Consider the following 16,057-nt stretch of genomic DNA (forward strand, 5'->3'; position numbering starts at 1 on the left):
TCCTTCTTGATAATAGAATTAGTGTATTAATTTCACACAAAAATAGTCAATTATTAGCTATATATTACTGTTTCCAATTTTAAATCCCATTACTAAAACATCATCAACCTGTTCTTCATTTTTCTTCCAATCTAAAAAATAGTTTTTTAATTCTTCTTGTTGTTTTGTGTCATCTAAATCAGCAATTTCTACAAAGAGAGACTTCATTTTTTTCTTCATCAATTTTCTTCCTTTTTTTCCACCAAACTGGTCTTGATAGCCGTCTGTACATAAAAAAAATGTAGTGGGTTTGTCTACTTGGATAGTATGAGTTTCAAAAACTCTATCCTCTTCATTGTTTTGCCAACGCCCACCAATAGGTGATTTTGCACCTGCAATTTGTTTTAGTTTTTTATCTTGAACATAATACATTGGATTTTTTGCTCCTGCAAAAGCCATGGTTTTCAAATCATTGTCGTAGACACAAAGTGCCATATCCATTCCATCTTGATTTTGTGTTTCAGACTGACGCAAAACTAGAGATACTTGCTCATGAAGGTACAATAAAATAAGAGAAGGATCTGTAATTTTTTTCCCAAGTACAATATGATTGAGCATATCGTTTCCAATCATAGACATACACGCCCCTGGAACGCCATGTCCTGTGCAATCAACAGCAGCAACGAATGTTTTGCCTTTCATTTGAGTAAACCAATAAAAATCGCCACTTACCACATCACGAGGCATCCAAAGCACAAAAGCCTCTTCGAAAGCATTTTTTATTTCTTTAAGTGGTGGAAGCATAGCACGCTGAATACGACTAGCATAATTTATACTTGCTGTTATATTATCATTCTGAATACTGATGGCTTTACTTTGCTCTGTAATTTGTTGATACGACTTTGCATTTATGAGTGCAATAGCTGCATAAACAGCAATGTTTCGAATAATATTCAGATGATTTTTATTATAACTATACTTTTCAAAACTCTGAACTGTCAGAACTCCAATAGTTTCATTTTTGTAAATAATGGGAACATAAATCAATGATTCAGGCATTTCACCCTCTACAGTTGCTACTTGTTGATTGGGAATATAATTATTATATTCTTTTTGTAAATCATCAATTTTAATTTCTTGATTTTTGTTAAAACAATAAGCAGGTAAATTATCCTGATTTAAAGATGTTTGATGAAAAGGTAGCGTTTCACCTTTTTCTTTTGCATTAATAAAATCTAATTTGTTTTCTTCTTTATTATGAATTCCGATACTAAAAACCGATGCATCTAAAAGTTCATTTATAGATTCATACACCATTTCTATAATCATCTCAACAGAAAGATGAGACGTAATTTGCTTTCCTACTTCGCTCAAAAGACTGACATTCTTGTAAGCTGTTTCAACTAATCTCTGCTGCTCTTCTAGCTGTTCGTTTTGTTGTAAAATCTCTTCATTTTGTTGGTTTACTTCTTCATTTTTTTCTTTTAGTTGAGATGTTCTTTGATTTACTAGTTTTTCTAATTTTTCATTTTGAATTTTTACGGTCTTCATTCTATGTTTATAAAAACCTACCGAAATTCCAAAAACAACCAAAGCACAAAGTGATATAAACCACCAACTTTTCCAAAAAGGAGGTGAAACACTTAATTGCAGCGTTTTTTCATCACCTTCTATATTATCACCATTTATTACCTTTACTCTAAACGTATAATTTCCTGCTGGAAGATTGGTATAAGTTGCTTGCTTAATAGTTGTTGTTTTGTTCCATTCTTTATCAAATCCTTCTAGTTTGTATAAGTATGTATCATATTCAGGTTTGTTGAAGTTAGGTGACACAAATTCTAAAGTAATGATTTTATCTTCATAAGTAATATTAAGTTTTTCAAGATTATTTAATGCTTTGGGAAGTAATACTCGTCCTTCTTTTTCTTGGTTTACTTTTATTTTTTCTCCGAAAACTTTGAGTCCTGTCAAGATTACTTTTCGTTTTTCCTTATTCGATTTAATATCTTTTGGATAAAAAGAATTTAACCCTTCTATTCCTCCAAAAAACATTTCGCCATCTTTTGCTTTATAAAATGCCCCTGTATTAAATTCTAGGCTTTGCAAACCATCTCTAGTATCATAGACAATTATTCTTCGGTCATCATCAAGGCTTTGACTTTGAGTATCATTTAAAAATTTAAATAGTCCTCTATTTGTGCTTAACCATAAATTATCATCTTCATCTGCTAATACTCCATAAATAGCATAATTAGCCAGTTCATTTCTTTCTCCCCAATGTTCGAAAGTACCTGTTTTTTTATCCATCTTATTCAAACCGTTATTTGTTCCTATCCAAAGATTTCCTTTCGAATCTTCTGTAACAGAACGAATAGTATTGCTGCTTATGGACGTAATATCTTTAGGGTCTGAGGTATAAAAAATAAAATCAATAGGTTGATTTTCTACATTTCGAATTACTTTAATTAATCCTTTATTGGTACTTAGCCAAATTATATTTTCAGAATCTTCAAAGATATGCCAAACTTCAAGGTCTTTTAAATATGCTTTTGTAGTATAACCTAATTTGTTTTCTTTGGTAACATCAGTAGGAATAAGTTGATAAACTCCTTCAAAACTAGCGACCCAAAGTGTATTTTTGGAATCTTCATGTATATACAAAAGAGTGCTTTGAACAGCTGTAGAATCCTCATTAGAAATAAGAGACGTAAATTTTGCGCCTTCTTTTTCTGAAAAACTATCCAAACGAATGATAGTAGTTCCGACAACAAACCAAATTTGTCCACTATCTGTTTGTGTTATAGAATAAGCTCCTTCTCCGTGGTAATCTGTTTCTTTTTTTCCTTGAAGAATATTATAATAGGAAGTTTTATTATTTGAAATTGTATCATTGCGATTTATCCTTGAAACGGCTTCATCTGTTCCGACCCAAACTATTCCTTTATTATCTTTCAGAATCGTCCATATATTTCTATCAAATAAAGAATTTTTATTTCCTTTTTCAGCCTTGTATAATCGAAATCGATTAGAAGACGAATTATATTTTAATAAGCCAGCATCTCTAGTTCCGATCCACATTGTGCCATTTTTGGCAAGATATATAGTTTGTACCACTCCTATTTGACTTATAGAAGTACGATAGACAGATAAAGAAACAAGTTGAGGGTTTACTTTATAAATAAGTTCGTCTGATGATACCCAAATATCTCCATTTTGAGTTTCTCCAATTTTATAAACGATATACTTATTGCCATTTGAAAGTGTAAAATGTTGGAAGTCATCTGAAGATGGATTATAAAGATGAGCGCAATAATTTGTTCCTATCCAAATTCTATTATTAGTATCTTGATAAATGGAGCTAACTCGGCTACCCAACAGTTTTGTAGATGTTTTATTAAAACTGCAATTATAAACTTCTTTTGGTTTTCTATCAGCCGTCCAAACATTTATGCCCTTTGCTGTTCCTATCCACAACTGATTTTGATTATCAATAAGTAAACTTGTAATTTCATTACTTCCTAAAAGTAAGCTGTTTTTTTCTTGAGTAGAATAATTTGTAAATGTTTCTTTTTTTGTATCAAATTTACTTAAGCCTTTCAATGTCCCTATCCAAAGAAAATCTTGGTCTTCCTCAATGGCAGTGATATAATTATTGATAAGAGAGTTTGAGTTTTTTTCATGATTACGATAACTTTTAAATTGATTTGTGTTTTTATCATATACACACAAACCACTTACTGTTCCTATCCAAATTTTTCCAGTTGCATCTTCATATAATCTTCTTACTTCATTATCTGGAATAGTTGTCGAATCACTACGAATATGCTTATAAATTGTGAACTTTTGTCCGTCATAACGGTTTAGTCCGTCATCGGTAGCAATCCATACAAAACCATCTCTATCTTCCAAAATATCATTAATTGTACTTTGTGATAGACCGTTTTGAATATTAAGAGCCTCTACATTTAGTATTTTATCACTTTGGTTGTGTTGAGCAAATCCAAAATTAATAAAGAAAAGTAAAGTAATTGAAAAAAAAAATCGCATCATATAATCCTATTTCATAAGTGGTAGTACCTATAAATATAATTGATTGTTTGGATGCGAGCAAATTACTTTCTGAAAAACCTTAATAAAATAGAATATAATTTTGATTTAATCCATTTTCACTTCTTTTATATCCTGTAGTTTTGCTTCAACTTCTTCTTCTATGGCTAAACGAACAGAAAGTTTCATCTGACAGGTATTTGTAAACTCTTGGTTTATTATCTCTAAATCATAATCTTTTATTAGTTTCATCACATCATTCATTCCTAAATAATCAAAGGAAAATGAAATAATTTTTGTGATAATTTTCTCTTCAATTTCTGCATTTTCTAAGGCTTCTTGGGTAGAGGTTTTGTAAGCATTGATAAGTCCACTTACCCCCAACTTTGTTCCACCAAAATATCGAATAACGACAACCAAAACGTCTGTAATATTAAACGATTTTATTTGATTTAGAATAGGAGTTCCTGCCGAATGATTGGGTTCTCCATCGTCGTTTGCTCGCCAAAGTTCTCCATTTTGTCCTAACTGATAGGCGTAACAATGATGACGAGCATCATAGTATTTTTTTCGTAGTTCGTCTAAACGTTCTTTTATTTCGTCTTCGGTTCTGACTTGAAAGGCAAAAGCTAAAAATTTACTTCCTTTTTCTTTGTATTCTCCTTCAGAGGGTTCTTTTATTGTTAAAAATGTATCCATAAATAAAGTATAAAGTAAATAGTATAATTTAAGAAATAAATACTAATACATCTTTAATTATTTGTGTTTTTGTCTTATTTCTTCAATTTCTTTTTCAGAAAAATCAGTAATAGAACTTATCGTTTGATTATCAAGTCCCTTTAAAATAGCATTTTTTACAACCTCTTCTTTTGCTTGTAATGCTCCTTGTTTTACACCTTCTTCTCTGCCCTGCTCTCTACCTTGTTCTATGCCTTGTTCTATGCCCTCTTTTCTACCTTCTTCTATTGCTGTTTGCATCACACTTTTTTCTATCCTTCTATTTTCTTGAAAACGTTGATAAACTTTTTTATCTGTTTCATCTAACTTTTCATACTTTAATTTTTCTTCTACAAGTTCTAATCCTTTGGCTTTGAAATCTTTCTTCACTTCACTATTTTTTAAGAAATAAATCCATTCGTCTAAGGTGTTTTTGGCTACATCATCAAAATTATTTACTTTCAAAATATAATATTTAGGAAAAATATCAGATACTTTTTCAACATCAAATTTTTCTTTTTGATTTTTACTTGCTTGTAAAGTATCACCTAGATTTTCTCCAACAAATTCTCCTACATATTTATAAATATAATCATCTCCTTGTCCGAGTTGAAAATAAATAATATTGATAGAATATACTTTTTTGATTTCTCCATATACTTCGCCTTCTCTTATATACTCTGTGACAAGCTTCGAAACTCCATAAAGCATACGTTGAAAGTAATCTTGTTCTGCAGTATTTTGAAGTTCTACCAAAACAAGTTCGCCACTTGTAGTTCTGACTAGAATATCAACTCTATTGAATTTGTCGTATTCGTCTTCTTTATTTCCTTCACTTTCTAAAATAGTTTCAATAGTTAAATCAAACTTTAAAAGTTCGGTCAAAAAACCTTCTAAAATTCCAAAATTTGCCTTATGGCGCAGGATTTTTTTTACTGCCCAGTCGAATCGTATTAGTTTCATAGTAATAAAATATGAGGTAAGAAATAAGAATTTTGAAATGAATTGTAAAAATACATTTTTTAAACACAAAGTTATAGGTAATGAAAAAGAAAATACATTTTAAACACAGAGAATGAAAATAAGAATAAAATTTCCTAACCCTCACTCTCCATGTTCCAACATCTATTTACTAACACCATTAACAAAAACCTGTTCAATCAAATTACTACCAAACGAATAAGGAAGAAATGCAAGTGACGGAATCTTTTTAGTTAGAATAAAATTTGCATCTGAATTATTGCGAATAACTCCGTGTGTTTTTTCTAATTCAATGGCATAGGCTGCATTTAAAGTGGCTGCATTAATTGTTTCTTCAGGTGTCATTCTCATGTGAATACAGGCAAGTGAAAGTACAAAAGGCATATTTCCAGACGGAGAACTCCCTGGGTTATAATCTGTTGCCAATGAAACAGGCAAACCACTTTCAATTAATTTTCTAGCAGGTGCATATTCCAAACGCAAGAAAAAGGCTGTACTTGGTAAAAGTGTAGGCATGGTTTGATTATTGACTTTGGCAGAGTTTAAGAGAGAATTTATTTCATCTTCTCCCATGTGTTCCAAATGGTCAACACTTCTTGCGCCATGTTTTACCCCAATCTGAACCCCTCCAGAAGTATCTAATTCGTTAGCATGTAGCTTTGCTTTTAAGCCGTATTTTGTTGCTACATTTAATATTCTGTCAGTTTCTTCTACTGTAAAAAAACCTCTATCACAAAAAACATCACAATAATCGGCTAGGTTTTCTTCAGCAACTTGTGGAATCATTTTTTGAGTGAGCAAATCCATATAACTTTCTCTTGAAATTTCTTTTGGAAAGGCATGTGCGCCCAAAAAAGTAGCTTTTATTTCTATGGGAGAAACCTCTTTTAGTTTTCGGATTACTCTGAGCATTTTTAGTTCGTCTTCTAAAGTAAGTCCGTAACCACTTTTTATTTCGGCTGCACCTGTTCCAAATCCTATCATTTCGAATAATCTTTGATGAGCAGCTTCGTATAGTTCTTCTTCTGAGGTTTGTTGTAATCTCTTGGCAGAATTCAAAATTCCTCCTCCTCGTTTGGCTATTTCTTCATAAGTCAAGCCGTGTATTCTATCTTCAAATTCTGTTTCTCGGCTTCCTGCATAGACTATATGTGTATGAGAATCGACAAAGGAAGGTAAGATAAATTTGCCTGTTGCATCTATTTTTTCTACTGAGGAAGAATCTAACCAAGCTGATTTTTGCTCGTCGTTAATGTCTTCCATTCTACCAAACTCCTTTATTTTGCCACTTTCTATGATTAAAAACGCATTTTCTATGCTTGGCAAGTCTTGCATTTCTTTTCCTGCACGAAAAGAAGGTATTTTTTGATTTTGTGCTTCTACTTGAACTAATGATTTGATATTTAGGAATAATGTCTTCTTCATGGATTGAATAGAGTTTGTGTATAATTTATATATTTGCGTAAATGAGTATTACAAAAATACAAAAACTATATTACTCTAGTGTTTTCTAAAGCAAGCCTATCAAAATTCTTGGATCTGCTATTGATTTTAGAAACTGATTATTCTTAGCAGCTTTTTTGTTTAAACTAATTTTAGGAGCTTTTTTTTGATTAATATAACATCCATTTGTTTAGCTATTATTTTAAATAAATTACTGATATAAAGACTTTTAGTTGTTTTAAATTCTCCATTTTTGTATACTATGTCAATACTTTTATACTCAATAGAAATTGGTTTTCGAAAATTGGACGTGAAAATTAGGTGCTAAAAGTGTTTCTAGCTCATCTTTATAATCAACGATATATTCAAAAAATGCAAGGACGTTAGTCCTAAATTTTTCAAATGTATTGTAGTATTCATAATCAATTATTTTCTTTCTCATCAACTTCCAAAGTCTTTCAATTAAGTTTAAATTAGGCGAGTAGGCAGGCAAGTAAATGAGTTCTATTTTAGAGCCATATACCCAGTCTTGCACCAAATAAGATTTGAAATAGGAGGCTTGGTCTAAGACCATATACACCTTGCTTTTATCTAAATAGGCTGCTTCTACTTTATCTAAAAATTCTCTTACACTCTCTGAATCAACTGTTTCTGATTCACTAATGAGTATATCGCTTGGATTTTGAATGTTTACTGTACCTGTCAAATTTATGCGCTTTCTACCACTACTACTTTTAATTTCTCTTTCCTCTCCTGTTGGAATCCAAGCATAATTACTTCGGGTATTCCATTGAGGATGAACAGCATCTGCGTAGAGTAGAACAGCATTTTCTGAATCTAAACGCTCTATCAAAGCCTCTATATCTTCTATAAAGTGAGTTTGAAGTTCTTTATCAGCTTTAGCAGGAACTGTTTTTGTCTTTTTATAAGAAAAACCTAGACGTTTCATCAAACTAGGAAGACTTTTAATAGCGTAATCAATACCTAAATTTTCTTTTATCCAATAAGCAATAGACTGGCAGTTTTTATGCAAGTGAGAACGAAGTTCTTTATCTAAAGCTGCCAAATCAAAACTATCCAACTTACCCCAAAAACCTAAATAATTAGAAGAAATAAAACCAGAAAGACCACAGGAATTATAACTTTTTACATAATTATAAAAACTACTTAAATCAACACCTAAAAGCTCTGACAACTCTTTTGCTGACTTACCTTGGTCAAGACCTAAAAGAACAGTACAACGAATATAGTCCTTCTTTCCTGAAGAACTTTTACGATAATCTTTTAAAATATCTCGTTCAGAAATACTAAGTTGAAAATTCATAAGCTAAAAATAATCAAAATTTAGATATTTTTGAAATCTAATTACGGATGAGTATAGCTCTTTCCATGCTTTTGTCATTCTTTAAAATATAAACCTTCTAAAAATAAAACTTTTCGTTCTTTTTTATCAAAAAAATAGATTGTGTACGTTACGTAAAGAAATATCTACTATTTATTATTCGCTTTGATTTCTTGTGCTTTCATCGAAAAATTTTCAAAAACTACTAATGGTTTATTATTTATTAATAAATTTGGTGTAAATATTGTTTTGTAATAAATAATATTTTAATAAAAAAAAACAAAATATCTAAACTACCAAACCTGCCTATACACCTATTTACATAAATCCTCTTTCAATCATATTATATCTTAACTTACTTTTATTACTTGATTAATAATTAATTTATGCAAAAGAAAGGCTTTTTTGGTGTTACTAAACGTTCTGATTTTACTCATCGTTTAGATGTTTTATTTTATTCTTCTGTTTCTGCCCCTCTTATTCTGCTCTTTTTTGGCTTAGGACGTTATCAGAAACCAAATAGTTATGCTTCTCCCTATGTTATATTTCCAGATTGGTTTGTTTGGTTATTAGCTATTTCTTGTATTGGAGTAGCACTATCAGGAATTTTTTTATATAAAAAGCGCATTCCAGATGCTAAAGCGCAGGTGCTGTTACGTTGGAAAATTCAACGTTTTCTTCGTGCTTCTAGTTATAAATATACACTTCCTGCTTTTTCAGGAGTTTTTGCTGCTTTGGGATATTATATGACAGGTGAAATAGAATTTGCTCTTGTTGTAATGAGTATCCTTACTTTATTTTTTCTACAACGCCCAACTACAAAGGCTGTTTGTAAAGAACTATCACTTCAAAATGAAGAAATATCTCTTTTTAGAAGTGAAAAAACGTGGGCATAGTAGTATTTTATTCTGTAATAATTATTTCTTTTTCTTTGCTCTTTTCTTGTTCTTTTAAATTTTCTATCTGATTCTTTTTATAATTTTTCATATAATCACTCAGTATCGGATAAGTAAATACAGAAAGAAGCAATAGCCCAGTTCCGATATAAAAACCTGTATTCATTACTGTTTCTTGAAAAAGTAAAATTGCAGCAGCCGTTCCATAAACAGGATTTAGATTACTAACCAATGCCACTGTAAAAGGAGGAATTGATTTCATTATACTTATAAAAATAGAATAGGCATAAATAGAAAATACAAAAGCAAGACCTAAAATGAGCATATAATCCGTAGGACTTGCTTCAAACTGAAATGATTTGCCCTCGGGAACTAAGAAAAAATAATAGTAAAAAGGAAGAAAAATAGTAGTGCTGATAAGTGCGCCACCCATTTGATAAAAAGTAACAACATAAGCATCATGTTGATGAGCTAATTTTGCATTATAAATAGTGAGTAATGCGCCAAATATTGCTCCTATAATTCCAACAGCAAGTCCCCAACCATAATCAAAATCAGAGTTGAAGATAATATAAATACCTAAAATAGCATTCATACCCACCAAAACTTGAAAAGGACGACTTTTGCGTTTGGATAAAAGAGGATCTAAAAAGCTAATCCAAAGAGAAGTAGTTGCCATTCCGACCAAACAAACGGAAGCTGTTGAGATTTTAGCAGAAATAAAAGATAATCCCCAATAAAGGAAAACTAATATTCCAGATCCTAACATATGAAAAATCGCATTTTTTGTAAAAAGGCTAGGTACAGCTCTTTTGTTAATCAAAAATAATAACATAACAAAGGCTGCCAAAGTACGTAAAAAAAGTAGTTCGATAGCAGGCACATCAATTAGAAGCACTATTGAGGGAATGAAGCTACTCAATAATACAATCATGTGAAGCATGACATATGTACGTACATTAGAAGACATGAAAATTTCTAATTAGGGTGGCAAACATAGAGAAAATAGAAGTTTTATTCTATCTATCTCTGTAAGATTTGTTAAAGATAGCAAATAATGATTTGGTTTATTAACTACTTTGTGTTTAGAATATTACTTACCAATTACAAATCTTTGCAAAATACGCACTCTTATTCAAAACTCCAATAAAAACAATGCTTTATCACACTTTAATTACATTGAAATATAAAATTAATATCTGAATGCCTATTAATTATTCAATCTACTAAGTTCTTTAAATAAAGATTCTTCTTTATCACTAAGTTGTGTTGGAATTTCAATGCGAAGTTTGACAAACATATCTCCAAATTTATCTGATTTTCCATACAAAGGCATTCCTAAATTTTTGAGTCTTAATTTCTGTCCATTTTGTGCGCCTTTAGGGATAGGAATATTTATAGGACTTCCTTTAATAGTTGGTATTTGTACTTTTCCACCTAAAACAGCAGCATATAAATCTACTTTTACATTACAGTACAAATCATCTCCTTTTCTTTCAAAGGTAGGATGTTTTTCAACTTTTACATAAATATACAAGTCGCCACTTTGTCCATTTGAGCCTTTTTCGCCTTTTCCTTTTAGTCTTAGTTTTTTATTGTCTGTTGTTCCTGCTTTTATATTGATGCGAAGTTGCTGTTTGTTTACACTGATTGTGCGAGTAGTTCCAAAATAGGCTTCTTGCAATGTAATTGTCATTTCAGCTTCCAAATCTCTTCCTGCTGAAGCAGCTGAGCCAAAACCACTAGCACCTGTTTTTCCTCCAAACATTTGCTCAAAAAAACTACTAAAGCCTCCTTGCCCAAAGGCATCATCAAAATTAGTTTCGTATTGTGCATATCCACCTCCATTTCTGTTTCCACTAAAGTCATAGTGTCCACCACCAGAACCTGCACCTTCATATTTCTGATAATCTTGACCAAATTGGTCATATTTTTTGCGCTTTTCTGGGTCTTTTAGTGTTTCATAGGCTTCATTTATTTCCTTAAATTTTGTTTCTGCTTGTGGATTGCCTGTATTTTTGTCTGGATGGTATTTGACAGCAAGTTTACGAAATGCTTTTTTTATTTCGTCTGCTGTTGCAGTTTTTTTTATTTCTAATGTTTTGTAATAATCCATAATTAATTATCTTGTTTTATCGAATCAAATAAAAAGTGTAATAAAAAAATATTCAAAAAATAAATGCTTATTTGTATTTTATGAATTTACTAGAAACAAGAATTATGAATTACATTTTTTTTATATAAATCGTAATTCATAATTCCTCATTCGCAATTGAATCTAATCAATTTTTACTTTGCGAATTTCTGTTTGAGTTTCTTTGTTTATGAATGGCAAAATTATTTCCAAAATTCCATCTTCGTATTTGGCTGCCACTTTGTCTGTATTGACGTGAGAAGGAAGGGAAAAGGTGCGTTTAAACTGTGAAAAACTATATTCTCTACGAGTAAATTTCTTTCCAGTAGAAGCTGTAGTTTCATGTCCTTTATTTGCAGAAATAGTCAGGTTTCCTTCAGAGAGGTCTATTTCAAAATCTTCCTTTTTTAGTCCAGGGGCTGCAAGTTGAACACAATAAGAGTTTTCAGTTTCTGAAACATTTACAGCAGGACGGCTAATAACCATTTGATTGGTTAAATATTCATTGGCTTGTCCGACAAGATTATCGATGAGTTGAAGTGGATTTTTGTATTCCATAATTGTAAAATTTTAGGTTTAAAAAGGTAAATTAGTGATAAATTAACTTGAAATAAAGAAATTGAGTAAATCAAAAAAAACAGAATTGAAAATAATGTAATACCTTTGAATGAAGTTTAATCTGTATTATTAAATTATTGAATTCTATCCAAAAAATGAAAATTTCAACCATTTCTATAAAAAAAGTATCTGTCTCTTTATGTTTATTCATTTTTTTATCTGTTTATCAAACTGTTTTTTGTCAAGATTTGTTACTAAATCCTTCTCCAAAAAGAGAATTTAGAGCTGTTTGGATTGCTAGTGTCGGAAATATTGATTTTCCTTCCAAGTCAAATCTCAACTCAAAAGCTCAACGAGAAGAGTTTGTTAGTTTAGTCAATCTTCATTCTCAAAATAACTTAAATGCACTTATTGTGCAAGTGAGACCTTCTGGAGATGCACTTTATCCATCTGTTCGTGAGCCTTGGTCATCTGTTTTGACAGGCAAAATTGGTCAAATGCCAATGCCTTTTTATGATCCATTAGCTTTTATGATAGAAGAAACCCATAAAAAATCAATGGAGTTTCATGCTTGGTTTAATCCCTTTCGTGCTATTATGAGTCTGTCTCAAAAAATAGATTTACCAGCTAATCATATTACAAAGCTACATCCTGAATGGTTTATGCAAGCTGGAAATAGTTTGGTTTTTAATCCAGGCGAACCTGCTGCAAGAGAATTTGTAAGAGAGATTATTATTGAAGTTGTGATGCGTTACGATATTGATGGCGTTCATTTGGATGATTATTTTTATCCTTATCCTGATGCAGGAATTTATGATGATAAAGCTACTTTTGAGAAATATGGAAAAGAATTTTCTTCTATAGAAGAATGGCGAAGGGATAATATCAATACATTCATTAAAGAAACAGCTTTGGCTATCAAAAATATTAAACCTTATATCAAGTTTGGAATTAGTCCGTGTGCTGTGTGGCGCAATCAAAGCAAAGACAAAATGGGTTCGGATACTAAAGGAATTTCGGCTTATGATGATTTGCATGCTGATACTCGTCTTTGGTTGCAACGTGGTTGGATAGATTATTTAGCTCCCCAAGTTTATTTTAGTACAAAATCTAATGCTGTTCCTTATCAAAGAATGCTCAATTGGTGGCAAGAGAATAGTTTTGGAAGACATATTTACATAGGTCATGCTGTCTATAAAATTCAAAATGATAAATATGATGAAAGATGGAATAATCCTTCTGAAATGAGTGAACAGATTAGAATAATGAGAGAGAGAACAGGAATGGCAGCAGGAAGTATTTTTTACCGTTCTCGTTTTTTGCAAGATAACCCTGCCCATGTTCAGGATTCTTTAAAGGCTAATTTTTATCGTTTCAAGGCATTGCCTCCTGTACTGACTTGGATTGACCAAACTCCTCCTCCTCCTCCTATGAATCTGACTATTTCAGGTTCAAGAAAAGGAGCTGTTCTGAACTGGCAAGCACAAGAAACCTCTGACCCTTTTGATCAGCCCACTTATTTTATTGTCTATCGCTTTGAGGATGGAAAAGAAATTGACATCGAAAATCCTGAAAATATTGCAGCTATTTTGCGTCAAAAAGAGTGTTTTTATATTGACCCAAATGTTCGTAAAAACTGTAAATATAGGTATCTAGTTACAGCAGTCGATAGATTGCATAATGAAAGTATTGCCACAAAGTCAGATGTTTTCAAGTATAAAAGACGTTATTTGAAACAGTAAAAAGATAATTTTTCTTGTAATAAATCTTTTTTCTGGCGCAAGATTCTATCTTGTGTCTATCTATTCTGTCAGCATATGCTGACGAAACAGAGCGTCCAAGCAAAATGCTTGAACGAGTATATCGTGCCCTTATTATAAGGTTATCACGGTTATTTTTGTATAACAGTCTTCCAGACTGTTGTATTAGGATAAAATACTGCTTTTTATGTTCAGACAAAATGTCTGAACTACCTTAATAAAAACCGTGATAAGGCTTATTCTTTACTTTTCTTTTAATTCAATTTTGGAATTACTATTTTCAAAGAGATGCAGATAATCATCAACTTTGAAAACTTTACTGTTAAATCTTGAAGTTCTGTTTGTGCCTTCTTGTTGTCTTGTAATACTTCTAGCAAAACGTCGTATTTCCTCTTTTGTGGTCAGAATAATTCCGGGGACAGGTGTGCTTTTCCCGTCTTCATCTTTTGCAACCATCGTAAAATAAGAAGAATTACAATGTTTGGTAATACCAGTAATAACATTTTCAGAAATGATTCGTAGACCAACCACCATAGAGGTTCTTCCTGTAAAATTAACTGATGCTTTTAAAGTAACTAATTCGCCTACTTCTATAGGATTTAGAAAATCAACTCTATTTACAGAAGCTGTTACACAATAGTTTTCTGAATGTTTGGAAGCACAAGCAAATGCAATCTGATCCATCAAGTTGAGAATATGCCCTCCATGAATTTTTCCACTAAAATTGGAATGAGAAGGCAACATTAATTGTGTAATGGTCACTTTAGATTCTTTGATGTGTTTGAATTTTTTATTCATTTTTCTTTTTTTGAGCTTAAAAAAATAGGTTCTCTGACAATTTTTGTACTATGTTGTAGGTTTTACACCAACAACGGCAGGTTATAGCCACTGTTGGTGTCCTCACCGACGACCATCAATATTCAAAATTCGAATAAAATCTGCAAAAATTGTCAAACAACCAAAAAATATCTCTTACTGGTAGTTTCTGAGTAACTTGTAGGTATTGGGCAATAGTATTAGATCATTACTTTCCAAAAAATTCTTCAATAATAATTGGAACAACTCTTAAAAAAGCAACAATAAAAGGAGCTGCAATTAAAAGTCCATCAAAACGGTCTAAAAAACCTCCATGTCCTGGTAAGACAGAACCAGAATCTTTTATACTCATACTTCTTTTAAAGAGAGATTCGACAAGGTCACCGTATGTTCCTGCGACGATGATAATGAGTGAAATTCCTATCCATTGCCATAAAGCGAGTGTTTCTTGAAAGAAATATCCCCATGTAGTACCGACAATCAAAGCCAAAATTCCTCCTCCTATACTTCCTTCCCATGTCTTTTTAGGAGAAATACGAACAAACAGCTTGCGTTTGCCAAAGTTTTTACCAGAAAAATAAGCTCCTGTATCGTTTGCCCAAAGAATAAATAGAGAACCTAAAATAATTTCATAATAATATTGTTGGTCTTTAAAAACAGCAATATTTAAGAGTGCAAAAGGTAGAGCAACATAAATAATTCCTAGAAAAGTAAAGGCAATGTTATGAAAAGGTTTGGTTTCTCCTTTTTTGTAAAGTTTGATAAAATAAGCTCCCGAAAGACTTACCAACAAGAGAATATAATAATTTGGATTGAGTGCAAAACGTTCTATCAGAAAGGATAATGTAAATAGAAAAAGACCATTTAGTGTACCGAAAGTACGCAAAGGTGAGTTTCCGTCTAAGCCTAAAAGTTTGTAAAACTCCCAAAGCGCAAACATACTAATGAAGAAAAAAAGCGAAAAATAAGTCCATTCGCTCCACATAATCGCTGTCAGAATTGTGATTGCTCCCAAAATTCCTGTAATGATGCGTTGTTGGAGTTCGGAAAACTTGTCTAAGTTTAGGCGCATTCTTTATGGATAAGTCGTAGTAAATTTATGATATTTTTTCTGTACTGAGTACAATAATGACTGCAAGAAAAATTATAAACACTAAAACTACATAAAATTCAGAAAGCAAAAAAATGATATTCTAGTTTTTCCTATCTAACTTCTTTTAAGAATGCTTTTTTAGGTGTTATTTGTAGTTATCTGAGAGTTTTTAAGGTAAAAATCCGACCAATAATAACTATATGAATTTCTGAAAATATTATTTTGTTGTCATTGTGAGTGTCTTAGTAACAACCATTAAACTAGAAAAAAATAGACTGCTACTTGTAA

General features: G+C 31.4%; 12 protein-coding genes. 2 read left to right on the plus strand and 10 right to left on the minus strand.

The features are described from left to right. Positions 1-57 precede the first annotated feature (57 nt). From V9L04_RS19660 to V9L04_RS19680, 5 genes are all read right to left on the minus strand, one after another. Positions 58-4,032, minus strand: a complete 3,975-nt coding sequence (locus V9L04_RS19660; protein ID WP_338791642.1) for a two-component regulator propeller domain-containing protein — start codon at positions 4,030-4,032, stop codon at positions 58-60. A 105-nt stretch (positions 4,033-4,137) separates the two neighbouring features. Next, a complete protein-coding gene (locus V9L04_RS19665; RefSeq protein WP_338791643.1) occupies positions 4,138-4,728 on the minus strand; it encodes a YigZ family protein in 591 nt (196 codons plus the stop codon). 57 nt (positions 4,729-4,785) lie between these two features. Next, positions 4,786-5,709: an Rpn family recombination-promoting nuclease/putative transposase gene (locus tag V9L04_RS19670; RefSeq protein ID WP_338791644.1), complete on the minus strand. Its 924-nt coding sequence runs from the start codon at positions 5,707-5,709 to the stop codon at positions 4,786-4,788. A 162-nt stretch (positions 5,710-5,871) separates the two neighbouring features. Beyond that, on the minus strand, positions 5,872-7,152 hold the full coding sequence (gene hutI, locus V9L04_RS19675; RefSeq protein WP_338791645.1) for an imidazolonepropionase: 1,281 nt from the start codon (positions 7,150-7,152) through the stop codon (positions 5,872-5,874). 298 nt (positions 7,153-7,450) lie between these two features. Beyond that, positions 7,451-8,494: an IS630 family transposase gene (locus V9L04_RS19680; protein WP_338790635.1), complete on the minus strand. Its 1,044-nt coding sequence runs from the start codon at positions 8,492-8,494 to the stop codon at positions 7,451-7,453. 404 nt (positions 8,495-8,898) lie between these two features. On the opposite strand from V9L04_RS19680, the gene V9L04_RS19685 reads away from it, so the two are divergent. Beyond that, on the plus strand, positions 8,899-9,408 hold the full coding sequence (locus V9L04_RS19685; protein ID WP_338791646.1) for a hypothetical protein: 510 nt from the start codon (positions 8,899-8,901) through the stop codon (positions 9,406-9,408). Positions 9,409-9,415: 7 nt separating this feature from the next. On the opposite strand, the gene V9L04_RS19690 is transcribed toward V9L04_RS19685, so the two are convergent. The 3 genes from V9L04_RS19690 to V9L04_RS19700 form a co-directional block, all read right to left on the minus strand. Continuing rightward, positions 9,416-10,378, minus strand: coding sequence for a DMT family transporter (locus tag V9L04_RS19690; protein WP_338791647.1), 963 nt, complete (start codon positions 10,376-10,378; stop codon positions 9,416-9,418). A gap of 240 nt (positions 10,379-10,618) precedes the next feature. Next, positions 10,619-11,524, minus strand: a complete 906-nt coding sequence (locus tag V9L04_RS19695) for a J domain-containing protein (RefSeq protein WP_338791648.1) — start codon at positions 11,522-11,524, stop codon at positions 10,619-10,621. 162 nt (positions 11,525-11,686) lie between these two features. Continuing rightward, positions 11,687-12,100: an Hsp20/alpha crystallin family protein gene (locus tag V9L04_RS19700; protein WP_338791649.1), complete on the minus strand. Its 414-nt coding sequence runs from the start codon at positions 12,098-12,100 to the stop codon at positions 11,687-11,689. Positions 12,101-12,255: 155 nt separating this feature from the next. Here V9L04_RS19700 and V9L04_RS19705 point away from each other — a divergent pair, with 155 nt between their 5' ends. Further along, a complete protein-coding gene (locus tag V9L04_RS19705; protein WP_338791650.1) occupies positions 12,256-13,842 on the plus strand; it encodes a family 10 glycosylhydrolase in 1,587 nt (528 codons plus the stop codon). A 261-nt stretch (positions 13,843-14,103) separates the two neighbouring features. Here V9L04_RS19705 and V9L04_RS19710 read toward each other — a convergent pair whose 3' ends face one another. Then, complete coding sequence (locus tag V9L04_RS19710; RefSeq protein ID WP_338791651.1) at positions 14,104-14,658, minus strand: acyl-CoA thioesterase; 555 nt, start codon at positions 14,656-14,658, stop codon at positions 14,104-14,106. A gap of 226 nt (positions 14,659-14,884) precedes the next feature. Continuing rightward, a complete protein-coding gene (locus V9L04_RS19715) occupies positions 14,885-15,748 on the minus strand; it encodes a phosphatidate cytidylyltransferase (protein WP_338791652.1) in 864 nt (287 codons plus the stop codon). Between the last annotated feature and the right edge of the window lie 309 nt (positions 15,749-16,057).

This window comes from Bernardetia sp. MNP-M8, from assembly GCF_037126285.1.
Classification (GTDB): Bacteria; Bacteroidota; Bacteroidia; order Cytophagales; family Bernardetiaceae; genus Bernardetia.

Coding starts and splice junctions, on each gene's coding strand:
- V9L04_RS19665 (WP_338791643.1), bottom strand. CDS start 4,728: ATGGATACATTTTTAACAATAAAAGAACCCTCTGAAGGAGAATACAAA.
- V9L04_RS19670 (WP_338791644.1), bottom strand. CDS start 5,709: ATGAAACTAATACGATTCGACTGGGCAGTAAAAAAAATCCTGCGCCAT.
- hutI (WP_338791645.1), bottom strand. CDS start 7,152: ATGAAGAAGACATTATTCCTAAATATCAAATCATTAGTTCAAGTAGAA.
- V9L04_RS19705 (WP_338791650.1), top strand. CDS start 12,256: ATGAAAATTTCAACCATTTCTATAAAAAAAGTATCTGTCTCTTTATGT.
- V9L04_RS19680 (WP_338790635.1), bottom strand. CDS start 8,494: ATGAATTTTCAACTTAGTATTTCTGAACGAGATATTTTAAAAGATTAT.
- V9L04_RS19690 (WP_338791647.1), bottom strand. CDS start 10,378: ATGTCTTCTAATGTACGTACATATGTCATGCTTCACATGATTGTATTA.
- V9L04_RS19710 (WP_338791651.1), bottom strand. CDS start 14,658: ATGAATAAAAAATTCAAACACATCAAAGAATCTAAAGTGACCATTACA.
- V9L04_RS19700 (WP_338791649.1), bottom strand. CDS start 12,100: ATGGAATACAAAAATCCACTTCAACTCATCGATAATCTTGTCGGACAA.
- V9L04_RS19715 (WP_338791652.1), bottom strand. CDS start 15,748: ATGCGCCTAAACTTAGACAAGTTTTCCGAACTCCAACAACGCATCATT.
- V9L04_RS19685 (WP_338791646.1), top strand. CDS start 8,899: ATGCAAAAGAAAGGCTTTTTTGGTGTTACTAAACGTTCTGATTTTACT.
- V9L04_RS19695 (WP_338791648.1), bottom strand. CDS start 11,524: ATGGATTATTACAAAACATTAGAAATAAAAAAAACTGCAACAGCAGAC.
- V9L04_RS19660 (WP_338791642.1), bottom strand. CDS start 4,032: ATGATGCGATTTTTTTTTTCAATTACTTTACTTTTCTTTATTAATTTT.